At 67.3% G+C, this 22,884-nt stretch carries 17 protein-coding genes; 12 read left to right on the plus strand and 5 right to left on the minus strand.

Annotation, left to right across the window (positions count from 1 at the left end; all coding sequences use genetic code 11):
* Positions 1-17: 17 nt before the first annotated feature.
* Positions 18-1,262, plus strand: a complete 1,245-nt coding sequence (locus tag AC6IY7_RS04365) for a glycosyltransferase family 4 protein (protein WP_497781820.1) — start codon at positions 18-20, stop codon at positions 1,260-1,262.
* 90 nt (positions 1,263-1,352) lie between these two features.
* On the opposite strand, the gene mdoH is transcribed toward AC6IY7_RS04365, so the two are convergent.
* On the minus strand, positions 1,353-3,593 hold the full coding sequence (mdoH, locus tag AC6IY7_RS04370) for a glucans biosynthesis glucosyltransferase MdoH (RefSeq protein ID WP_497781821.1): 2,241 nt from the start codon (positions 3,591-3,593) through the stop codon (positions 1,353-1,355).
* Positions 3,581-5,116, minus strand: coding sequence for an OpgD/OpgG family glucan biosynthesis protein (locus AC6IY7_RS04375; protein ID WP_497781822.1), 1,536 nt, complete (start codon positions 5,114-5,116; stop codon positions 3,581-3,583). Before AC6IY7_RS04375 ends, mdoH begins: the two co-directional genes overlap by 13 nt.
* A gap of 264 nt (positions 5,117-5,380) precedes the next feature.
* Here AC6IY7_RS04375 and glmU point away from each other — a divergent pair, with 264 nt between their 5' ends.
* Complete coding sequence (gene glmU / locus AC6IY7_RS04380; protein WP_497781823.1) at positions 5,381-6,739, plus strand: bifunctional UDP-N-acetylglucosamine diphosphorylase/glucosamine-1-phosphate N-acetyltransferase GlmU; 1,359 nt, start codon at positions 5,381-5,383, stop codon at positions 6,737-6,739.
* Between the two features lie 321 nt (positions 6,740-7,060).
* On the plus strand, positions 7,061-8,887 hold the full coding sequence (glmS, locus tag AC6IY7_RS04385; protein ID WP_497781824.1) for a glutamine--fructose-6-phosphate transaminase (isomerizing): 1,827 nt from the start codon (positions 7,061-7,063) through the stop codon (positions 8,885-8,887).
* A 56-nt stretch (positions 8,888-8,943) separates the two neighbouring features.
* Here glmS and AC6IY7_RS04390 read toward each other — a convergent pair whose 3' ends face one another.
* Positions 8,944-9,573 carry a PadR family transcriptional regulator gene (locus AC6IY7_RS04390; RefSeq protein ID WP_497781825.1) on the minus strand — a complete coding sequence of 210 codons (630 nt, stop codon included), beginning with the start codon at positions 9,571-9,573 and terminating at the stop codon, positions 8,944-8,946.
* A gap of 388 nt (positions 9,574-9,961) precedes the next feature.
* Here AC6IY7_RS04390 and AC6IY7_RS04395 point away from each other — a divergent pair, with 388 nt between their 5' ends.
* The 3 genes from AC6IY7_RS04395 (at position 9,962) to cobT (ending at position 12,840) form a co-directional block, all read left to right on the plus strand.
* Complete coding sequence (locus AC6IY7_RS04395; protein ID WP_497781827.1) at positions 9,962-10,363, plus strand: GFA family protein; 402 nt, start codon at positions 9,962-9,964, stop codon at positions 10,361-10,363.
* A 143-nt stretch (positions 10,364-10,506) separates the two neighbouring features.
* Entirely contained in the window at positions 10,507-11,442 is a 936-nt protein-coding gene (locus AC6IY7_RS04400; RefSeq protein ID WP_497781828.1) for a S1 family serine peptidase, read from the plus strand.
* Positions 11,443-11,820: 378 nt separating this feature from the next.
* Positions 11,821-12,840, plus strand: a complete 1,020-nt coding sequence (gene cobT, locus AC6IY7_RS04405) for a nicotinate-nucleotide--dimethylbenzimidazole phosphoribosyltransferase (RefSeq protein WP_497781829.1) — start codon at positions 11,821-11,823, stop codon at positions 12,838-12,840.
* 15 nt (positions 12,841-12,855) lie between these two features.
* Here cobT and glpE read toward each other — a convergent pair whose 3' ends face one another.
* Positions 12,856-13,653, minus strand: coding sequence for a thiosulfate sulfurtransferase GlpE (glpE, locus tag AC6IY7_RS04410; RefSeq protein WP_497781830.1), 798 nt, complete (start codon positions 13,651-13,653; stop codon positions 12,856-12,858).
* 130 nt (positions 13,654-13,783) lie between these two features.
* On the opposite strand from glpE, the gene AC6IY7_RS04415 reads away from it, so the two are divergent.
* From AC6IY7_RS04415 to hisG, 6 genes are all read left to right on the plus strand, one after another.
* Positions 13,784-15,559 carry a symporter-like protein gene (locus AC6IY7_RS04415; RefSeq protein ID WP_497781831.1) on the plus strand — a complete coding sequence of 592 codons (1,776 nt, stop codon included), beginning with the start codon at positions 13,784-13,786 and terminating at the stop codon, positions 15,557-15,559.
* Positions 15,560-15,918: 359 nt separating this feature from the next.
* The gene (gene rpsO, locus AC6IY7_RS04420; protein ID WP_497781832.1) at positions 15,919-16,188 is read left to right on the plus strand and encodes a 30S ribosomal protein S15; all 270 of its coding nucleotides are present in this window, start codon (positions 15,919-15,921) and stop codon (positions 16,186-16,188) included.
* A 378-nt stretch (positions 16,189-16,566) separates the two neighbouring features.
* The gene (gene pnp / locus AC6IY7_RS04425) at positions 16,567-18,711 is read left to right on the plus strand and encodes a polyribonucleotide nucleotidyltransferase (RefSeq protein WP_497781833.1); all 2,145 of its coding nucleotides are present in this window, start codon (positions 16,567-16,569) and stop codon (positions 18,709-18,711) included.
* Positions 18,712-18,937: 226 nt separating this feature from the next.
* On the plus strand, positions 18,938-19,507 hold the full coding sequence (locus tag AC6IY7_RS04430) for a hypothetical protein (protein WP_497781834.1): 570 nt from the start codon (positions 18,938-18,940) through the stop codon (positions 19,505-19,507).
* A 93-nt stretch (positions 19,508-19,600) separates the two neighbouring features.
* Complete coding sequence (locus tag AC6IY7_RS04435; protein ID WP_497781835.1) at positions 19,601-20,740, plus strand: ATP phosphoribosyltransferase regulatory subunit; 1,140 nt, start codon at positions 19,601-19,603, stop codon at positions 20,738-20,740.
* Complete coding sequence (hisG, locus tag AC6IY7_RS04440; RefSeq protein ID WP_497781836.1) at positions 20,737-21,714, plus strand: ATP phosphoribosyltransferase; 978 nt, start codon at positions 20,737-20,739, stop codon at positions 21,712-21,714. Before AC6IY7_RS04435 ends, hisG begins: the two co-directional genes overlap by 4 nt.
* A 325-nt stretch (positions 21,715-22,039) precedes the next feature.
* On the opposite strand, the gene AC6IY7_RS04445 is transcribed toward hisG, so the two are convergent.
* Entirely contained in the window at positions 22,040-22,819 is a 780-nt protein-coding gene (locus AC6IY7_RS04445; protein WP_497781838.1) for a WecB/TagA/CpsF family glycosyltransferase, read from the minus strand.
* Positions 22,820-22,884 lie beyond the last annotated feature (65 nt).

The following is a 22,884-nucleotide window of genomic DNA, read 5'->3' on the forward strand; positions in this document are numbered from 1 at the left end:
TTTTCTCCGGAGTCCCCATGGCCGCCTTCGCGCCCACTGTCGTCATCTGCGTCGACCATGCCTCCGTGACCGGCGGCCAGGCCAAAGTGGCGATCGAGAGCGCGCTGGGGCTCGCCGCCCATGGCGCGCGCCCCATCGTCTTCGCCGCCGCCGCGCCGGTGGACGAGCGGCTCGCCGCGGCCGGGATCGAGGTCGTCTGCCTCGGCCAGCACGATCTGCTCGGCAATCCCTCGCGCGTCGCCGCCGCCTTGCAGGGCACATGGAATCTGCGCGCGGCCAAGGCGCTGGGCGAGCTCTTGGCCCGCCTGCCGAAGGACGAGACCATCGTGCATGTGCATGGCTGGGCCAAGGCGCTGTCGCCGGCCATCGCCCGGCCGATCCGCGCCTCCGGCCTGCCGCGCGTCTACACGCTGCACGAATATTTCCTGTTCTGCCCCAATGGCGGCTTCTACAATTATCAAAAGCACGAGCTCTGTCGGCTCGAGCCGCTCTCGGCGGCCTGCTGGGCGACGGCCTGCGACGCGGTCAATTATCCGCGCAAGATCTGGCGCAGCGCCCGCCTCACCTATGCGCGCGATCACGCCAAATTCTCGGAGCTGTTCGCCGATTACGTCTGCATCTCCGACTATCAGGAGGAGATCATCGGGCCCTATCTGCCCAAGGGCGTGCGGCTGCATCGCGTCTCCAATCCGGTCGATGCGGAAGACCTCGGGCCGAAGAGCGATCCCGCCTCCGGCGATTTCATCTTCGTCGGCCGCCTGTCGCCGGAAAAGGGCGCCTTCGTCTTCGCCGAGGCGGCGGCGCGCGCCGGGGTCACGCCGGTCTTCATCGGCGACGGGCCGATCGCCGGAGAATTGCGCGCGCGCTTTCCGCAGGCGCGCTTTCTCGGCTGGCTTCCGCCGGCCCAGGCGCGGGCGCATATGCGCGCGGCGCGGGCGCTGGTCTTCCCCTCGCTGTGGTACGAGGGCCAGCCGCTCACCGTGATGGAGGCGAAGGCGATGGGAACGCCCGTCGTCGTCTCCGACGTCTGCGCCGGACGCGAGGAAGTGACCAATGGCGAGACCGGCCTCTGGTTCGAAAGCGCCAATGTCGAATCGCTCGCCGGCGCGCTGACGCGGATGAAGGACGATGCGCTGGTCGCGCATCTGTCGGCGGGCGCTCACGCCGCCTATTGGCGCGATCCGCCGACGCTCGAGCGCCATATCGAGCGCATTCTCGGCGTCTATGGCGAGATCATGCAGCGCGAGCGCATCGCCGCCTGACGAGGTTTCCGGGTCGGTGATTGCGATGCGAGCCTCTAAGGCTCGCTCTTCTTCGCCTGCGAGACGATCGCGCGCATGACGTCGGACGGCTCAGCTCGCCAGCCGCGGCGCGTCGGCCTCTTCCGCCGCGGCCTCGGCCTCTTTTTCGGCGCGGCGCGGTAGGCGCGCCACCATGCCGAGCAGCGCGCGGTCGCCGAGCACGACGAGCCGCTCGCGACGATCGAGCCATTCCACCGCATCCTCGAGCGAGAAGGCGTCGGCGAGCTTGGCCTCCGCCATGGCGCGATCGGCGGAGACCACTCCGCGCTTGCGCGGCGGGCGCGCCGGCAGCCAGGCCTCATGCAGCGCGCGCAGCTCGGGGTCGCCGTGAATCGCCAGCAGGCAGTTCTCCTCGTCCTGCCCGGCGCGCGCCAGCAGCCGATGCAGCGCGCGTCCCTTGCGCGCGATCTTGGGCGTCGTCGTCTCCTCCGGCGTCACCAGCACGCCGGCGCGGCGGAAGACGAGGCCGAGCCAGCGCTGGCCGGTAATGTAGGAAATGCCGATCGCCAATATGAGGCCGGCGATCGTCGGCGACATCCAGGCGACGAGCGAGGGCGAGATCATCAGGCCCGCGACCAAGGTCAACGCGCCGAGCGCCACATGCCATTGATGGCGGCGCACGATGGCGTTGAAGGGAACCGAGCCGTCGTCGCGCCGCTGCGGGTCCCAGCCGGTGTCGAAGCCGAACAAAATATGAAAGACGTGGCCCGTCTGGATCAGCATCATGATCGGCGCGAGCAGCGCCGACATCAGCACCTCGAACAAGGTCGAGGCCAGCAGCATGACGACGCCGCCGGAGCCGCGCCGCGTCTCGCGGTCGACCATGGCGAGAATCAGTCCCATGAATTTCGGCGCGAGCAGAATGGCCATGGTGAGCGCGAACAGCGCCAGCGAACGCTCCGCGTCGAAGCGCGGCCAGACCGGGAAGAGCGTGAATTTGGCGGTGAAATATTCCGGCCGGAAATAGCTCGCCTGAAAGACGAGCGCGATGCCGACCAGCAGCTGGCAGAGCCACAGCGGCGAGGTGAGATAGCCGAAGATTCCGGTGAGGAAATGCTGCCGCGTCGCCCAATGGAAGCCGCGCGCGCCCAATATGCGCGAATGCTGCAGATTGCCCTGGCACCAGCGGCGATCGCGGATCGACAGATCGATCAGCGAGGGCGGGCTCTCCTCGAAAGAGCCGCCGAGCGTCGGCATCATATAGACGGCGTAGCCGGCGCGGCGGATCAGCGCCGCCTCGACGAAATCATGGCTGAGAATATGCCCGCCGAAGGGGGGACGGCCCTTGAGATCGGGCAGGCCGCAGTGATGCGCGAAAGCCTGCGTGCGAATGATCGCGTTATGGCCCCAATAATTGCCGTCGCGCCCCATCCATTGCGCGAGGCCGGCGGCGATGACGGGACCATAGATGCGCGCCGCGAATTGCTGCACGCGCGCGAATAGCGTGTTGCGATTGATGATGAGCGGCAGCGTCTGGATGATGCCGGCGTCGGCGTCGGCCTCCATCGCCGCGGCGAGGCGAATGATCGTGTCGCCGGCCATCAGGCTGTCGGCGTCGAGCACCACCATATGCTCATAGGCGCCGCCCCAGCGGGTGACGAAATCAGCGATATTGCCGGCCTTGCGGCTCGTGTTCTTCTCGCGGCGGCGATAATAGACGCGCGCGTCCGGCCCGAGCCGGCGGCGCATGGCGGCGAAGGCGCGTTCCTCGGCGACCCATATGTCGGGATTTGTGGTGTCGGAGAGGAAGAACCAGTCGAAATGCGCGCCGAGGCCGGTCGCCTCCACATCCTGCAATATGGCCTGCAAAGCGCCGAACACGCGGCTCGGCGCCTCATTGTAGATCGGCATCACCACTGCGGTGCGCGCGGCGAGCGTCTCCGGCAGCGGCGGCGGCCGGCGCGCGAAGAGCAGCGCGACAAATCCGACGACAGCGCTGGCGAAGGAGAGCGCGATCCAGGAGAAGTTCAAGACGAAGAGCGCGAGCAGCGCCCATTTCAGCGTGGTGACGCCGCCGACGTCGATGACGCGATACATCTCGTGCCCGCCATAGGCGGTGAGCGCGAGTCCGCCGCCGAAGGTGACGAAACGCGAGATCCAGGGCGTGCGCCAGAGCTGCGGCGCCACGAGCCGGCGACGATCCTTCGCTTTGTAGCGCCAGAAGGATTGCGTCGGCATGTCGAGCCGGCGCTCGGCCGGCATGGGCGGCGCGGCGGCGGGATCGACGGGCGGCGTCGGCGCGACGGCGTCCGGCAAATCGGGTTCGACGAGAGAGAGAGCTACACCGTCCATCTATAGAGCCAGGTTTCGCTGATCGGCTCGTCGCCCGATTGGAGGACGAGGCGCAGCTCGCAGAAGGTCTCGCCGACAGGATCGACGTCGAAGACGACGCGGCATGTCTTGGCCTTCGGATTGGGATAGATACGAATGTTCGTCGCCGATCCCGGAGATGTCGTCAAGGCGGGCCTCAGATTGGCGACTCGTTGCGGATCGCCCAGATTGTCGCCGGCAAACTGGACGATAAAACGGCGCAGTTTCGGCGTCGGCGCGCGACCGCCGAAAGCCGCGACGGCGACGGCGAAGGGCGGGCGCGCGGGCGGGCTCCAGCACCAGAACTGCCGATAGGCGAAGGTCGCCTCCTTGCCGGCGGCGAGCGGCTGCTTGGGCCGCCAATAGGCGACGATATTGGCGTTCACCTCCGATTCGGAGGGGATCTCGACGAGCTGCACCGAGCCCTCGCCCCAATCGCCGATCGGCTCCACCCAGAGCGAGGGACGCAGCTCCCAATGCTGTATGTCGTCCTGATAGGTCTCTATGTCACGGTCGCGCGTCAAAAATCCGAAGCCTTTCGGATTGGCGTCGACGAAGGCCGAGATTTGCAGCGTGTCGCGGTTGGAGACCGGACGCCACAGCCATTCGTCCTTGCCGGTCAGCATCTGCAGGCCGTTGGTCTCGGCGACGTTCGGCCGCGGATCGTCGGAGCGGCGATGGTCGAGCGGCGTGAACAGCGAGGCCGCCGCTGCTCCGCCGAGCCCCAGATGATCGATCGCCACGCGCGGGAACAGCGTGAATTCGGCGTCGATGATCGTCGCCTCGCCCGGCCGCAGCGTGAACAGATAGGCTCCCGTCACGCTCTGCGAATCGAGCAGAGCGTGAATGACCAGCGCATTGTCGGCGAGCGTCGGCTTCTCGATCCAGAAGCTGCGGAAGACGGGGAACTCCTCGCCGCGCGGATCGGCGGTGCGGATGGAGAGGCCGCGGGCGGTGACGCCGAGCGTCTGGCCGCGGGCGAGCGCGCGATAGAAGCTCGCGCCCTGGAACAGGGCGAGCTCCGTGTCCGGGCCGCCGCCGTGCGGAGAGAGCACGCGAAATCCCGAGAAGCCGACATCCGGCAATTTGTCGCCGACTTTCAGAGCGCCATAGTCGAATTTCGCCGGATCATAGCCGATGCGTCTGGCGACCTTGTCCTCGACGACATAAAGCTCGACCGGCGCGCCGAAGATGAACCCCCTATGCAGCGGCTCGACCGAGAAGCCGCGATTCTCGCCGCTCCAAATGGCCGCGCCGGGCCGGGTCTTTATGCCGACATATTGCTCATAGGTGAGATTGGCGAAGGGCTCGCGCAATTCCGCGCCGGGCGCGGCGAAGGGGCGCTTGGCGAGCGCGCGGGCGAGCTCGATCACCACCTCCCGGCCGAATAGAGCGGGCCCCGGCGGCGGGGCCGGCGGAGCCGATTGAGCGAGGGCGCGGCTGCCGGAGACGCCGGCGGCGAGCGCGGTCAAAGTGGCTTTCAACAGGTCTCTGCGTACGAGCATGCGGGACCGGGACCCGTGACTGACGAGCGAGTGGGAGAAGCGGCGGACTTGTCTATCGGATATACCTGAAAGGACGATGTTCGGAACGCGAATCTTTCTTTTTTGGTTGCGCGGCGGACAGCGCGCGTCGAGGCGCCGCAGTGGAGGAGAGCTTGCCCGCCCGCCCGCGAATCTGCCAAGACAAATATGAACGAGAGGAAAACGGCGCGGGGCGGCGGCCGCCAGGCCTCCTCCCCGCCCCCTGATCGAAGGCCGCGCAGCAAGATGCAGCAAGCTCGAGACCGACGCTCCCTCGCCGTGGTGCTGGCCGCCGGCGAGGGCACGCGCATGAAATCGCGCCGCCCCAAGGTCCTCCACGCGGTCGCGGGGCGGTCCATGCTCGGCCATGTGCTGGCCGCGGCGGCGGCTCTCGACGAGATCGCCGTCGTCATCGGCGCCGGTAGGGACGACGTCGCCGCCGAAGCGCGCCGCCAGCGACCCGAGGCGCAGAGCTTCGTTCAGGACAAGCAGCTCGGCACAGCCCATGCCGTTCTGGCGGCCCGGTCCGCCTTCGCCTCGGGCGTGGACGATATCGTCGTGCTCTTCGCCGACACGCCGCTGGTGCGCGCCGAGACGATCGCGGCGCTGCGCGCGGCGCTGGCCGAGGGCGCGGCCGTCGCCGTGCTCGCCTTCGAGGCCGCCGACCCCTTCGGCTATGGCCGCATAATCTGCGACGCGGAGGGCCGCCCCCTCGCCATTCGCGAGGAGAAGGACGCGAGCGAGGCCGAGCGCGGCGGCCGGCTTTGCAACGCCGGCTTGATGGCCATCGCCGGGACAAAGGCGCTCGAGCTGCTGGACGGGATCGGCGCCGCCAACGCCCAGAAAGAATTTTATCTCACCGATATCGTCGCCCGCGCCGCCGCGGCGGGGCTGGGAACGCGACTCGTGCTCGCCGCGGAGGAGGAAGTTCTCGGCGTCAACGACCGTATCCAGCTCGCCCGCGCCGAATCCGTCGCCCAGGAGCGCCTGCGCCGCGCGGCCATGCTGGGCGGCGCGACGCTGATCGCGCCGCAGACCGTGTTCCTCTCCTATGACACGAAGATCGGCCGCGATGTGACGATCGAGCCCGGCGTCGTCATCGGCCCCGGCGTCGAGATCACCGATGGCGCGACGATCCACGCCTATTCCCATCTCGAGGGGGCGGTGGTGGGCGAGCGCGCCTCGGTCGGCCCCTATGGGCGGCTGCGGCCGGGAGCGCGGCTGGCGGCGGAGGCCAAGGTGGGCAATTTCGTCGAGATCAAGGGCGCCGACATAGGGGTCGGCGCCAAGGTCAATCATCTGACCTATATCGGCGACGCTTCCGTCGGCGCGCATTCCAACATCGGCGCCGGCGTCATCACCTGCAATTACGACGGTTTCTTCAAATATCGCACGATTATCGGCGAGAACGCCTTCATCGGCTCCAATTCGGCGCTGGTCGCCCCGGTGACGATCGGCGACGGCGCCTATGTCGGCTCCGGCTCGGTCGTCACCAAGGATGTCTCGGCCAACGCTCTCGCCGTGGCCCGCGGCCGCCAGATGGAGAAAGCCGGCTGGGCGGAGAGCTTCCGCCGCGTCCAAAAGGCGAAAAAATCCGGCGCGTGATCCTTCTCCCACTCGTGGGAGAAGGTGGCCTCGCGAAGCGAGGTCGGATGAGGGTCCGTCCGACGTCCACATTCTGAAAGAATCTCGATCGAAACCGAAAACCGCCGCGCCCCTCATCCGACCCCGCCAAAGCTCGTCGCTCGCGACGGGCGTCCTCGAGGACGCCCTATGGCGGGGCCACCTTCTCCCGCAGGCGGGAGAAGGAGCCGCTCGTGCTCCTCGCCGGCTCCGAGAAATGCCCTAATGCTCTGTCTAGGATAATCGTAACGGAAACGGGCTAATCTGCTCGCACCGTGGCGCTTCGACCGAGGAGACATTTCCATGTGCGGCATCGTCGGCATTCTCGGACGCGAGCCGGTCGCGCCCTCTCTCGTCGAGGCGCTGAAGCGGCTCGAATATCGCGGCTATGACTCGGCCGGAATCGCCACGCTCGAGAAAGGCAAGCTCACGCGCCTTCGCGCCAGCGGCAAGCTGCGCAATCTCGAGGAGAAGCTCGTCGCCTCGCCTCTGCTGGGGACGAGCGGCATCGGCCATACGCGCTGGGCGACGCATGGCCGCCCGACAGAGACCAACGCCCATCCGCATACGAGCGGCGGGCTCGCCGTGGTCCACAACGGCATCATCGAGAATTTCCGCGAATTGCGCGAGGAGCTGACCGCCAAGGGCCATGTCTTCGCCACCGAGACCGATTCGGAAGTCGTCGCCCATCTCGTCGCCGAGGAGCGCGGCAAAGGCGCCGCGCCGCGCGAGGCCGTGGCCGCCGCGCTGGCGCGGCTCGATGGCGCTTTCGCGCTCGCCTTCCTCTTCGAGGGGGAGGAGGATCTGCTGATCGGCGCGCGCCGCGGCGCGCCGCTCGCCGCCGGCTGGGGCGAGGACGGCGTCTATCTCGGCTCCGACGCTCTGGCGCTCGCGCCTTTCGCGCGTCAGATCGCCTATCTCGAGGAGGGCGACCATGTCGTGCTGACGCGCGCCGCGATCACTTTCTACGACGCCGCCGGAAAAGAGGCGGAGCGCCGCCGCCAGCCTCTGCAGCCGGGCTCCTTCCTCGTCGACAAGGGAAACTACCGCCATTTCATGGCCAAGGAGATTCACGAGCAGCCCGAGGTCGTCGGCCGCACGCTGTCGCATTATCTCGATCTCTCCGCCGGCGAGGTGCGCCTGCCCTTCGCTCTGCCCTTCGACCCCAAAAAGCTCTCGCGCGTCACCATCTCCGCCTGCGGCACGGCCTATTACGCCGGGCTCATCGCGCGCTATTGGATCGAGCGCTATGCGCGGCTCGCGGTCGACATCGATATCGCCTCGGAGTTCCGCTATCGCGAGGCGCCGCTGGCCGAGAACGGGCTGATGATCCTGGTCTCGCAATCGGGCGAGACGGCCGACACGCTCGCCGCGCTGCGCTACGCCAAGGAGCAGGGCCAGCACATTCTCTCCATCGTCAATGTCGAGACCTCGACGATCGCGCGCGAGAGCGACACGATCGCGCCGACGCTCGCCGGCCCGGAGATCGGCGTCGCCTCGACCAAGGCCTTCACTTGCCAGCTCGCCGTTTTCGCCTGCCTCGCCATAGCGCTCGGCCGCGCCCGCGGCGTGCTGAGCGAGGCGGATGAGAAACGCCTCGTGCGCGAACTGGCCGCGACGCCGGGCCAGATGGCCGGCGCGCTCGCCCGCGAGGCGCTGATCGAGCCGGTCGCCCGCGATGTGGCGCGGGCGTCGAGCGTTTTGTATCTCGGCCGTGGCGGCGCCTTTCCGCTGGCGCTGGAAGGCGCGCTGAAGCTGAAGGAGCTGTCCTATATTCACGCGGAGGGATACGCCGCCGGCGAGCTGAAGCACGGGCCGATCGCGCTGATCGATTACGCCATGCCGGTGATCGTTCTCGCGCCGCCGGACGCGACGCTGGAAAAGACCGTCTCCAATCTACAGGAGGTCGCCGCGCGCGGCGGTCATCTCATCCTCATCGGCTCGGCGGCGGCGCGCCAAGCGGCGGCGGCAGAGCTCGCCGGCTTCATCGAGCTGCCCGACATGAGCGGCGCCTTCGCGCCGCTGGTCTATGCGGTTCCCGTGCAATTGCTCGCCTATCATGTGGCGGTGTTCATGGGGAAGGATGTCGACCAGCCGCGCAATCTGGCGAAGAGCGTGACGGTGGAGTGAAGCGTCACCGGGAGTGACTTCGCTTCGGGCCGCGAGCCGAAAGGCTCGCGACGCCGTCACAGCCGCTCGATCTTGCGCGCCGCCTCGTCGATGAGATCGGCGACCTGGAACAGCAGCTCCTTGTCGGCCTCGCCGCCGAGCCTTTGCGCCAGCACGGTCTTCAGATTGCCCATCGCCCGGAAGACGGGCCCGGCGTCCACCGATGCGCTCTTCGATCGCAGCGCCTCGAAGCGGGCGAGCGCCGCCTCCGCCTCCTTGCGATTTTCCGTCAGATGGGCGGAGCCCGCCGGCGTGATCGCATAGAGCTTCTTGGCGCCTTCCGTCGCCTGCACCGCGACTTGCCCCAGCTCCTCGAGCAGGGTCAGCGTCGGGTAGACGATGCCGGGGCTCGGCGCATAGGCGCCGCCGGTGCGCGTCTCGATCTCGCGAATAATGTCATAGCCGTGCCGAGGCTCGCTCTCGAGCAGCAGCAGAATGACGAGACGCAGCTCGCCGCCCTCGAACATGCGTCGCCGCCCGCGGCCGCCGCCGCGCTCGCCTTCGCCGGGACCGAAACCGCCGAGACCGAAACCGCGACGCCCGCGTCCGCGATCGCCGAAGGATTCGTCGTTTCCGCCGCGCATGCCGCGCATCTGCTCGAACGCCGGATGCTCGCCCGGACCCCAGTGCCTGTGTCGATGGTTCATAAATATGTCTCCTATCGTTTAGACGCATCTAAGATATATCTTATAACAGTCGAGTCAAGCGCCCCGCGCGAAATTCGAGGCAAATCGCTGTGCCGTCATGAGGGCTCCGAACTCGGCTTAACGAGCAGACATCTATCCAGCGTCATGGCCGCGCTCGTCGCGGCCATCCACGCCGCGACGACCCTGAAAGCTAAAGCACGAGCGGAATATCGGCGTCCCTTCTCCCCGCGTGCCGCAACGTCTCGGCGTAGGCGCCCGCGACGAGCGCGGGCATGACGCGGTTGCATAGGAATTGTTAAGCTGGATTAGCCCCGGGGCCGTCATCGCGCGAATTGACAATGCGAAACCTCTCGCCACACTCCCCTTCGGATTGCGCCGACAGGGCCCAATGCTGAAAGGTTCTTGTCACTGCGGCGCCGCCCATTGGACGCTCGAGGGCGATCCCGGCTCGGCCACCGCCTGCAATTGCACACTCTGCCGCCGCTATGGCGCGCTATGGGCCTATGATTACGAAGGCGAGCGGATTCGCATTTTCGGCGAGACCCGCGCCTACACGTGCATCGGCGTGGCCGCGCCCGCTCTCGAAATCCGTTTTTGTCCGACCTGCGGCTGCGTGCTGTGCTGGCGCGGCCTGCGCCTCGACGCGGACGGCCGCCGCCGCATAGCGGTCAATCTCCGCCTCGCGCCGCCGGAAGAGGTGGCCGATCTGGCGATCGATCATTTCGACGGGCTGGAGACATTCGACGATCTGCCGGGGGATGGGCGATGTGTGCGGGATTTGTGGTTTTAGGGGGCGGTGGGCGCGGTGTGCGCAGTGGAGTTGCGGTTTGAGTTTCCGTTCGTGACCCAAGACGGACATTAAGGAGCTTGCCGACCATCGCTAAGCGGATATAGCCCTGTGGTTCTCCTACGACTTGGGGCGAGGCCGGTGTCATGGATGACGACGCAAGCGTGAAACAAGTGGAGTTTTGGCCCGGCCATCCACTCAGCTACACGACCACTAGAGTTGAGATATTTTTTAATGACATACGGCTTAGCACGGCGACCGCGTTTGTAATGCGGTATGGGCAGAAATTTGCGTTGGTAACAAACTGGCACGTGCTCAGCGGGTTCAATGCTGCAACAGGGGCGTGCCTAATGAATACTGGCGCGATACCCAATCGAATTGAGTGCCACGTGACTATATCACGAAAAATCAAAGCTGGTAGCAAATACAATGAAGAACTGTTTTTTAAGCCATTGCAAATCAGCTTGTTTTCCGGCGACGCGCCAATCTGGCGCGACGACCGAAAATGCCAATTGCAGAATGATTATGCAATTATAGATCTCACGGACCTCGTGCCGGAATTGAAGGAAGGCAAAGCGTCACTGCGTCACATCTTGGGCGGACGCGTTACCCTTCGCAAGGGACTTGCTCGCGAGAAATCCGAATCGTTCAGCCCCGACGACCTACGATCGATCTATCCGACGATCGGTAGCGAAGTATTTGTGTTAGGTTACCCGCGCGGCATTGCTAACACTGGCGTCTTCCCTATTTGGAAGCGCGCCTCGATCGCGTCTGAGCCGCAGGGCACAGTTTCGTTGGCAGGGACGGAGTACAATAATTTATTCTACATCGACGGTCTCACAAAGTCGGGGATGTCAGGTTCGCCCGTGGTTTGTCTTGCCAAGCCCGGCGATGAGTTTCATTCAGAGGATGGTGTTAGGGTCTCGATCGAAGAAGCCCAGCCATATCTTATTGGTGTGTACGCCGGTCGGGATGGCGTTACGCAAGAAGAATACGAGCTGTCGCTAGGTCGAGTATGGAAGGTCGGTGCCGTTGAAGCCCTGTTTTTTGACCGCCGTGCCAATGAAAGTGTGTCCTCTTAGGATTCCCACGTATCCGATGTCTGTTAATGGGCCCTCAGCGAGAGGTCGAATAGCCGCTTCGGGTTGGAAGCGGCTATTACAACTCGCTGCCGCGAATGTCCCTGCTGGCGCGACCTCGCCGTTCGTGACCGTGAAACTATCGCGCATATCGCAACTACAGACCAGAGCGCCGCCCTCTGGACAAACGGGTGAAGAGCAATCACCCTCGCCCTCATGCTGAGAAGGCGACGAAGCCGCCGTCTCGAAGCACGAGGGCGAACTCCAGTAGACGCCGCATGAAGGTTTCCTCGTCCTTCGAGACGCCCGCTGCTTCGCCCGATCGCCCCGCCACCCCTCCCCCGCTTGACTCCCGCCCCCGCCATGCGCCACCCACGCCGCATGAGCGCACCCTCCCCCTTCGACGACATCCGCCTTCTCCTCGCTGACCTCCCCGCCCCCTGCCGCGACAGCGTCGACGCCGTGCGGCGGCGCGACGCCGAGCTCACCAAGCCGCCGGGGGCGCTCGGGCGGCTGGAGGAGATCGTCGAATGGCTCGCCGCCTGGCAGGGCCGCGCCCCGCCTGCGATCGAGCGGCCGCTCGTCGCCGTCTTCGCGGGCAATCATGGCGTCGTGGCCAAGGGCGTCTCCGCCTTTCCCGCCGCCGTGACGCGGCAGATGCTCGATAATTTCACCGCCGGCGGCGCGGCCATCAATCAAATCTGCAAGGCCCAGGGCGTCGGCCTCAAAGTCTTCGAGCTGGCGCTCGACCATCCGACGCGCGACTTCACGCAAGCCCCCGCGATGGAGGAGCGCGAGGCCGCGGGCACGCTGCTCTATGGCATGGAGGCGGTGGACGGCGGGATCGACCTGCTCGCGCCGGGCGAGATGGGCATAGGCAACACCAGCTCGGCGGCGGCGATCTACGCCGCGCTCTATGGCGGCCCCGCGAGCCGTTGGACCGGACGCGGAACCGGCCTCGACGACGCGGGCCTTTCCCGCAAGAACGCCGTCATCGACGCGGCGCTGGCCTTCCACGCCGGACATTTGTCCGATCCGCTGGAAATTTTGCGCCGGCTCGGCGGCCGTGAGATCGCCGGCATGATGGGCGCTATTCTCGCCGCGCGGCGCAATCGCATCCCCGTGCTGCTCGACGGCTATGTCGCCTGCGCCGCGGCGGCGCTGCTGCACGCCATGGATGCGGACGCGATCGCCCATTGCCTCGCCGGCCATGTGTCGGCGGAGGGCGCGCATAGAGACGTGCTGGAGCGGCTCGGCAAAAAGCCGCTGCTCGATCTCGGCATGCGGCTCGGCGAGGGCTCAGGCGCGGCGCTGGCGATCGGCCTCGTCAAGGCGGCGCTCGCCTGCCACAGCGGCATGGCCACCTTCTCGAGCGCCGGCGTCAGCGGCAAGGACGCGTGATCGGACGCGTGAACCTCACGAAGCCGTCGCCGCGGCCTTGCGGCGCTTCACCTCCGCGCGCATCAGATCGAGGCATCCCTTGGTCGAGGCCATGTCGAGCGCGGTGAGGCCGAGATCGGTCTCGAATGAGGGATCGGCGCCGGCCGCGATCAATTGCGTCACCGCCCGGGCGCGGCCCGAGGAGGCGGCGAACATCAGCGGCGTCGCGCCATTCACATTAATGTGCTGAATGTCGATCCCGGCGCGGACCAGCAGCGCGATATTCTCCTCGATCTCGCCGACGCAGGCGAGCCAGAGCGCCTGATTGCCGTCGACATTGGTCGCATGAATATCGGCGCCGGCGGCGATCAGCTCGGCGACCAGCGCCGGCGGGGCGAGGCGCGCGGCGACCATCAGCGGCGTCACATTGTCCTTGTTGCGGCCATTGGCGTCGCCCGGCGAAAAGCCATGCTGGGCGAGAAAGGCTTCCAGCGCCGGGCTCGGCGCGACGGGCGCCGGCGCGGTCCGCTCGGCCAGCGCCCAGGCCTCATAGCCGCCGTCGAGACTGTAGACGTCGGAAAAACCCTGCTCGGCGAAGTATTTGGCGTAGGCCTGGCTGGAATTGCCGTGATAGCAGCAGAAGACGACCGGACGGTCCTTCGGCGTCAGCGTGACGAAGGAGGAGATATTCTCCCGCGTCGCGAGCTCGGCCCCGTCTATATGGCCGCGCGCGAAAGCGTCTGGATCGCGCACATCTATGACGAGCGCTCGCCCCCGGCCGATGATCCCTCGCGCCGCGGTGACGTCGATCCTGCGAAAACTCGCCTGCTGCATGCCGCATCTCTCCCTTTCGATCGCCGCGGGACATGCGAAGTCGGGGCCAACAGCCGCCGAGCCGCCTCTCAGGGAGCGCGCGCTGGTTTTCAGCGCCTCGCTCGGCTAGGCTTCCGTGAGGAGGCGAGCCATGCGGGATTCGGCGGCGGAGGAGAATTTCGAGGACCGGGCGCGGCTCGACGGCCGCATCGTGCTGGCCATTGCGACTTTCGCCACGGCCTATGGACTCGTCGCTCTGCTCGACCGCGTCGGCGCGCCGGAGCGGCTGGTGGCGCTGGTGTCGCCCTATTTCACCGTCGTCGCTCTGGCCGCGCTCGGCTTTCTGCTGCATTCGATGCGCGTGTCCTTCTATTACGCCGCGGGACGCGCGGCGCCGGCCGCCTATGCCGGCTTCGCGCAGGCGGCGCTGGTCGCCGGCCTCGCGGCGCCTTTCGCGGCGCGGCTCACCGGCGCCGGCTCGCCGCTCGGCGTGACGCTCGGCCTGCTGCTGGGGGTCGCGCTCATCGGCGCAGCGACGGGTCCGATGCTGCGCAAGACCGGGGCCTTCTCGCTGTCGGACCTGCTGGCGGCGCGCTTTTCCCGCATGGAGCCGCGGCTCGGCATGATCGGCGTGGCCGCGCTCACCTCGGCGATCGTCGCGCTGGCCGGCTATCAGACGGCGGTGGATGCGCTGGTCGGCTTCACCGGCGCGGGACGGCCTTTCGCGGCCTTTTTCATCGGCGCGGCGATCCTGCTGATCGCCGGACCCGGCGGCGTCGGCGGCGTGCTGTGGAGCGCCTGCGCGGCGGCCGGCGTGCTGATCGCCGGCTTCGCCCTGCCGCAGATCGCTCTGATGCTCGAGGGTTTTCCGACTCCCTTGCCGCTGGTCGGCGACCAGGCCGCCTGGAGCGAGGCGGCCCGCATCATCGAGAGCTGGCGCCTCGCCCGGCCGGCGCCTATCCCTCTCGAGATCACCACCGCGCTCGGCCTCGCGCTCGGCCTGGCGACGCTGGCGCCGGCCCTCACCCCCGCCGTGGCGACCCGAGACGCGGCGGCGGCGCGCCGGGCCGGCGTCGCGGCGATGTTCTGGACGCTGACGGCGGCGGCGCTGATCACGGCGACGGTCGCCTCCTCGGCGCTGATCGTCTCCAATATCGCGGTCGGCCAGACGCCGGAGCGGCTGCCGGAGTCGATCTATTCGGCGAGCTCCCGCGGGCTCGTGCAGATCTGCGGCGCGAAGGTCGACGGTCCGGCGCAGGCGCGCGCGGCCTGCCTCGCCCGCAAGCTGCCGCCGGCCGCGCCGCTGCGCTCCGAGGATATTTCCGTGCGCGCCGAATATCTCATCGGCGGATTGCCGCAATTGGCCAAGCTCGGGGCCGCGCTCACCGGCCTGCTCGCCTCCGGAATCATCGCCGCGGGCCTCGCGCTGGCGAGCGCCAGCCTGCACGCCTGCGCCGCCGCCGTCGGCCATGACGCGCTCTATCGGCTGCGCGCCGAATCCGCCCTGACGAGCCGCCGCCTCGCGATCACGCGGCTGGCGCTGGTCGGCGTCACGGCGATCGGCTCGGCGACGAGCGCGGCCAACGCCATAGACGCCCGCACTCTGGTCGGCATAGCGCTCGCTCTGTCGGCGGCGGGTTTGGTTCCGCTCGTCGGCCTCGCGCTGTTCGCGCGCGCTCAGGACCGGGACGCGATGATCGGCCAATTGGCCGGCCTCGCGACAATGGCGGCGACGCTGGTCTTCGATTCGGCGCCGCCGGATGTCGAGCAGCTCGCCTGGGCGGGCCTCTGCGGCGCGATCGCGGGGCCGCTCGCCGGCGGCTTCTCGGCGCAGGCCTTTTCGCAGGAGACGCCGGAATCGCGCGGTTTTGTCGAGGCGATCTTGCGCGGCGACGGGAATGTGCTGCGCGAGGACAAGGGCGTGTGAACGCCGCGCTCGGCCGGGAGCCGGGCGATCGGGTGAAGGTTTCCTCATCCTGGGGAGCCCGCGCAGCGGGCGTCTCGAAGGACGAGGAAACCTTCATGCGCCGCCTCTGGAGCTCGCCCTCGTGCTTCGAGACGGCGGCTGCGCCGCCTCCTCAGCATGAGGGCGAGGGTGGCTGCCCTTCACCCGATTGCCCTGCGGCCGGGAGCCGCGCCCCTATCCTTCCCCCCCTTTTCTGCTATAAGCCCCTCGCGCGCTCGGGTTTGCCCGGGCGGCTCCGCTCGCGGCGACCCTCGCTGGACGACATCCCGGCCCCGGCCGCAGCCTGCGGACCAACCACCGATCAGAAAAGGACTTTACCGATGTCGATCACGGCAGAGCGCAAGCAGGCGCTCATCAAGGAATATGCGACCAAGCCGGAAGACACCGGCTCGCCCGAGGTGCAGGTGGCGATCCTCACCGAGCGCATCACCAATCTGACCGGGCATTTCAAGACCCATGTGAAGGACAATCATTCGCGTCGCGGTCTCTTGAAGCTCGTGTCGCAGCGCCGTCAGCTGCTCGATTATGTGAAGTCGAGAGATGAGCCGCGCTACCGCTCGATCATCGAGCGTCTCGGCATTCGCCGCTGAGCCTGCGCCGCTGAGCTCACGCCCACCCGCGGGACGCGCCTCGAGAGAGGCCGAGAGAAAGCGAGATCGCGGTCCGCCGCGATTTCGCGTATGAAAAGAGAGTTCGGCCGACCGATTCGTCGGCCGCTTCATTGCCGGAAGGGATGCGCGAAAGGGCGGCCCTTCCCCATCGTTCGGCGGGCGGCATAGGGCCGCGCCGCCGTACCCTCGGCAGGATCGTCATGGCAGGATCGCCGGACGCTGCGGCGAGGATATTTCGAAGCGTTCGCGGCTTCGCGTCTCGAAAATCCCCGCCCCGCAGCCTCTCGCCGTCTTGCCCATGACGCCTCGCCCGCAACGACGCGCGATGAGGCGCGTCATGAGAGAAAGACGAAAGACATGTTCCAGATCCATCGCGAAGAGCTCGACTGGGCGGGTCGCACGCTGGTGCTCGAGACGGGCAAGATCGCCCGCCAGGCCGACGGCGCCGTGTTCGCCAGCTGGGGCGAGACCACCGTGCTCGCGACCGTCGTCTCGGCCAAGGCGCCCAAGCCCGGCCAGGACTTCTTCCCGCTGACCGTCAACTACCAGGAGAAAGCCTTCGCCGCCGGCCGCATTCCGGGCGGCTATTTCAAGCGCGAAGGCCGCCCGAGCGAGCGCGAGACGCTGGTCTCCCGCCTCATCGACCGCCCGATCCGCCCGCTCTTCCCCGACGGCTATCGCAATGACACGCAGGTCATCGTGACCGTGCTCAGCCACGATCTCGAGAATGACCCGGACATTCTGGCTCTGGTGGCCGCCTCGGCGGCGCTGACGCTCTCGGGCATTCCCTTCATGGGCCCGGTCGGCGCGGCGCGCGTCGGCTATATCAACGGCCAGATCAAGCTCAATCCGACGATCGAGGAGATGAAGCTCTCGGCGCTCGATCTCGTCGTCGCCGGCACGTCGGACGCGGTGCTGATGGTCGAATCGGAGGCGCAGGAGCTCTCCGAGGACGTCATGCTCGCGGCCGTGATGACCGGCCATCGCGGCTTCCAGCCGATCATCGACGCGATCATCCGTCTGGCCGAGCGCGCCGCCAAGGACCCGCGCGATCTCGACCTCGCCGACAAATCCGAGGTCGCGACGGCGGTTTCGGCGATCGCCGAGGCCGAGCTGCGTCAGGCCTATAAGATCACCGTGAAGCAGAATCGCTACGCCGCCGTCGACGCGGTGAAGGCGAAAGTCACCGCCACGCTGTTCCCCGAGGGCGGCGAGGCGAAATTCTCCAAGGAGCATGTCGCCGAGGCCTTCCACGATCTGCAGGCCAAGGTGGTGCGCTGGAACATTCTCGACGACGGAATCCGCATCGACGGCCGCGACGTGAAGACGGTGCGCCCGATCGTCGCCGAGGTGGGCGTGCTGCCGCGCGCGCATGGCTCGGCGCTGTTCACCCGCGGCGAGACGCAGGCGCTGGTCGTCGCGACGCTGGGCACGGGCGAGGACGAGCAATTCGTCGACTCGCTCGAGGGGACCTATAAGGAGCGCTTCCTGCTCCACTACAACTTCCCTCCCTACTCCGTCGGCGAGACCGGCCGCATGGGCTCCCCCGGCCGCCGCGAGATCGGCCATGGCAAGCTCGCCTGGCGCGCCATCCGCCCGATGCTGCCGGCCACCGCCGAATTCCCCTATACGCTGCGCGTCGTCTCGGAGATCACCGAATCCAACGGCTCCTCGTCGATGGCGACGGTGTGCGGCTCCTCGCTGGCGCTGATGGACGCCGGCGTGCCGCTGAAGAAGCCGACGGCGGGCATCGCCATGGGCCTCATCCTCGAGGGTGAGCGCTTCGCGGTTCTGTCCGACATTCTCGGCGACGAGGATCATCTCGGCGACATGGACTTCAAAGTGGCGGGCACGTCGGAAGGCGTCACCTCGCTGCAGATGGACATCAAAATCGCCGGCATCACCGAAGAGATCATGCGCGTCGCCCTCGCCCAGGCGCGCGACGGCCGCCTGCACATCCTCGGCGAGATGGCCAAGGCGCTCACCACCTCGCGCGCCGAGCTCGGCGAGTTCGCGCCGCGCATCGAGACGCTGAAGATCGCCACCGACAAGATCCGCGAAGTGATCGGCACCGGCGGCAAGGTCATTCGCGAGATCGTCGAGAAGACCGGCGCCAAGATCAATATCGAAGACGACGGCACGGTGAAGGTCGCCTCCTCGGACGGCAACTCCATCAAGGCGGCGATCAATTGGATCAAGTCGATCGCCTCCGATCCGGAGGTCGGCCTGATCTATGAGGGAACCGTCGTGAAGACCGCCGATTTCGGCGCCTTCGTCAATTTCTTCGGCGCCAAGGACGGCCTCGTCCACATTTCGCAGCTCTCCAAGCAGCGCGTGAACAAGACGACCGACGTCGTGAAGGAAGGCGACAAGGTGAAGGTGAAGCTGCTCGGCTTCGACGATCGCGGCAAGGTGCGCCTCTCCATGCGCGTCGTCGATCAGCAGACCGGCGAGGACCTCGAGGCCAAGGAAAAGGCCGAGGCCGCCAACGCCGGCGAGTGACACGACAGATGGGGCTCGCCGGGCGGGCCCTCATCCGACCCTCGCTGACGCGAGGGCCACCTTCTCCCGCGAGCGGGAGAAGGAAGCGCCCCTTGGTTCTAGAATGTCGGACCTGAGACGACGGTCTCGACGCGCGACTCCTTCTCCCGTTTACGGGAGAAGGTGGCCCGGCAAAGCCGGGTCGGATGAGGGCGCCTCGCGATGCGTTTCGTAGGAGCTTTTTCGAATGCGTTTCCATCCCGCCTTTCTCGCCGCCCTTGTCCTCGCCTCCTTCCCCGCTCTCGCCCAGACGCCCGGCCTCGAGCGCGTGCTCTCGGCGACGACGCTCTATCTTTCCGATGGCGGCGGCTATGATCTCGCCCTGCTCGTCGACAATCTCGACGACGGCGCCGATCTCTATGTCTATCTCGGCCTCGATCGAAACGCGCTCGGCGCGGGCGCCAAGCCGGCCTTCGTGAAGAAGAACGCCGCCTGGACCGGCGCCATGGCCGGAACGCGCCCCTCGCTCGCGGTGAACGACAAGGGCTCGCTGCTGATCAAATCCGAGAATGACTCGGTCGGCCGCGACCGCTGGAGCCAGACACTGACAGTGGTGCGCCGCAGTGGCGCGCTCACCGTCGCCGGCCTCACCTATACCGCGCGCGACACGCTCGACCCCAACGCCGGCGGAAGCTGCGATCTCAATTTCCTCGCCGGCAAGGGAACGCGCAACGGCAAGAAAATAGAGATCAAGGCGCAGATGATTCCGCTCGCCGACTGGTCGGACGAGAAGCTGCCGAAAGAGTGCAAGTTCTGACTGCGCCCGCGCTTCGTTCACTCTCCCTCCGGAAAGCGGATGCGAATGTCCTCCGCCCTTGCTAAGGAAGGGCCGCAAAAGAGGGACAGAGGCGTGAACGAGGCGGCGAAAACCGATTTTTCGAGCGGCGACGCTCTCGGCGCGATATTGGCGTCGTTTCAGCGCGCGGGCTTTGCCCGCTGCGAGCCGAAAATCCTGCAGCCGGCCGGCGTCTTCCTCGATCGCTCGGGCGAGGATTTCCGCGGCCGCCTCTATCTGACCAGCGACGCCGCCGGGGCCGATGTCTGCCTGCGGCCGGAATTCACCATCCCCGTCTGCCTCGCCTATCTCGCCTCGCCCGCGGCCGCCGCGCCCGCCAGCTTCGCCTATGGCGGCGCCGTGTTCCGCTTCCCCGCCGAGGGCGAGGAGGGGAGCGGCGAACTGCTTCAGGCCGGGCTCGAGAGCTTCGGCCGCGACGATCGCGAGGCCGCCGACGCCGAAATCCTCGCCGCCGCGCTCGAGGCCGCCGCGAATGTGGGCGGCGGCGCGCTCGATGTGGAGACCGGCGACGCCGGCCTCGTCTCGACCTTTCTGGACCGGCTCGATCTGCCGCCCGCCTGGCGCCGGCGCCTCGAGACGGGACATGCGCGCGGCGAATCCCTCGCCGAGATTTTCGCCCCGCCCGCTAATGGCAAGGAGCACGCCGGCGTGCTCGCGGCGCTCGAGAAAGTGGACGCCAAAGAGGCGCGCGCGCTCGTCGAGGATCTGCTCTCCATCGCCGGCATATCGCCGGTCGGCGGCCGCAGCGCCGGCGAGATCGCCGAGCGTTTCCTCGATCAGGCCGCTCTCGCCGGCGGGACCGCGGTGAGCGCCGAGACCCATGCGCTGGTCGACGCTTTCTTCGCCGTCCAGGGACAGATCGACGAAGCCTCCGCGGCGCTGCGCAAGCTCGCGGCCGACGCCTCGCTCGATCTTTCCGCGGCGCTCGATTCGCTCGACACGCGCTCGGGCTTTCTCGCCGCGCGCGGGGTCGATCTGGAGCGCGTGCGCTTCTCGGCCAGCTTCGCGCGACGGCTCGATTATTATTCGGGCTTCGTCTTCGAGGCGCGTTCGCAGGCCGCCGGTCCGCCGCTCATCGGCGGCGGCCGCTACGACCGCCTGCTGAAGACGCTGGGCGCGAGACAGGACATACCCGCCGTCGGCGCGGCCATATGGGTCGATCGCCTCACGGCGCGCAAAGGATGCGCGGCATGACGGCAACGACGACCGACAGGCTGATCGTCGCCGTTCCCTCCAAGGGGCGGCTGCAGGAGAACGCCAACGCCTTCTTCGCCCGCGCCGGCATAGAGGTGACGCAGGGGCGCGGGGCGCGCGACTATCGCGGCCAGCTCGCCGGAGTCGAGGACGCCGAGGCGGCCTTTCTCTCAGCCTCCGAGATCACCGCGCGGCTCGCCAGCGGCGACGTGCATCTCGGCGTGACCGGAGAAGACCTCGTGCGCGAGACGATTCCCGACGCCGAGAGCAAGGTGGAGATTTTGGCGCCGCTCGGCTTCGGCAAGGCCAATGTGGTGGTCGCCGTTCCGCAGGCCTGGATCGATGTGCGCACCATGGCCGATCTCGCCGATGTGTCGGCGGGCTTTCGCGCCCGCCATGGCCGCGGCCTGCGCGTCGCCACCAAATATGTGCACACGACGCGCCGCTTCTTCGCCGAGCATGCGGTGGGCGATTATCGCATCGTCGAGAGCTCCGGCGCCACGGAAGGCGCGCCGGCGGCGGGCTCGGCCGATCTCATCGTCGACATCACCACCACAGGCGCGACGCTCGCCGCCAATGCGCTGAAGACGCTGGACGATGGCGTGATCCTGCGCTCGCAGGCCAATCTCGTCGCCTCGCTCGCCGCGCCCTGGACGGCGCGGGCGCGGGAGGCGGCGCGAATCATCCTCTCGCGCATAGCGGCCGAGGAGCTGGCGCGCACGACGCGCGAGATCCGCGCGCGCCTGCCCGCGCTGGACGATGCGCTGCTCGCCGAGGCGGAGGAGAAATTCTCTGCGGGCCTGCGCGAGCGCGGCGAGAACGGCTTCGCGACCTTCTCGGCCCCGGCGGATTCGGCGCCGCAATTCGCCGATTGGCTGATCGCCAGAGGCGCGCGGACGGTGACCAGCGCGCGGCTCGACTATGTGTTCAGCGCGGAAAACGCGCTGTGGAGCCGGCTGCAAGGGCGGATTTGACCGAACTTAGCCTGATTCGACGCAACTCCAGCCCCTCACCCTGAGGAGCCGGCACAGCCGGCGTCTCGAAGGGTCGTCGAAGCGCCGCCTGCTGGAGCATCCTTCGAGGCTTTTTGCGTTCCGCAAAAAGCGCCTCAGGATGAGGGGATTGAATTTGCGGCCCAATCGGGCTCGCTTTTCCCATTCTGAGAAATCGTCGATAATCGGCTTCGTCCCCGGCGCTGGCGGAGTGGCGCGACGCGCCGGGGACCCGAAAGCCGAACTCGTTACATTGCGGCTTCGGACGCCCGCCGGCTTCGACGCGCCGGCGGATGTGCGAGGACGGTCAATGCGTGTGTCGCAATAGCAACAGGAAGGCGATCGGATTCGTCGTCACATAGCGCAAGAACAGCCGGCGCGGCTCGAGCCGAAGACGGAACGCCCATTCGAGGCCCGCCCTCTGCATCCACATCGGGGCGCGCTTCTTGGCGCCGGCCAGAAAATCGAACAGGCCCCCAGATGTCTTGATCACTTTGACGTTTCGAAGGCGATCACCCCATCTACGCACGAATTCCTGCTCGCGCGGCACGCCGAGCGCGAGCCAGACGATATCCGGCGCCAGCTCGTCGATCTCGTCGATCTTGCGCTCCAGCTCCTCGCCGGTGAGATAGCCATGCGAGCGGCCGACGATGCGCAGGCCTGGAAAGCGGCGCTTGGTGATCTCGTAAGTCGCGCGATTGACCTCTTCCGATGCGCCATAGAGGTAGAAGGTGACGCCCTCGCGCTCGGCCATTTCGGCGACGAGCGGGTAGAGATCGGTGGTCGCCACGCGCTCCGGCAGCGCCCGCGCGCCGAGGAGACGGGAGGCGAAGACGAGCGGCTGGCCGTCGGCGCTGATGAGATCGGCCCGATCGACGAGCTCGGCGAAATCGTGGCTGGCGCGGCGACGCGCCAGCACCTCGCCATTGACGGAGGTGAGATAAAGGGGCCCGCTCTCTCGCGCGGGGCGGCCTGCCGCCTCGATCATCAGCCGCGCGGTCTCGGCGAGATCGAGACGCGCGATGCGCGCGCCGCCGACGATGACCTCCTCGATGCCCTGGAACGCCTGGTTACACTGGAACGACATGAATACGCTACCCTTTTTTGCGCCTTGCCGTCCCGTTTCGAAACGCGGATGGCAATGTCGAAGGA

It is taken from the genome of Methylosinus sp. is20ea (assembly GCF_059718135.1).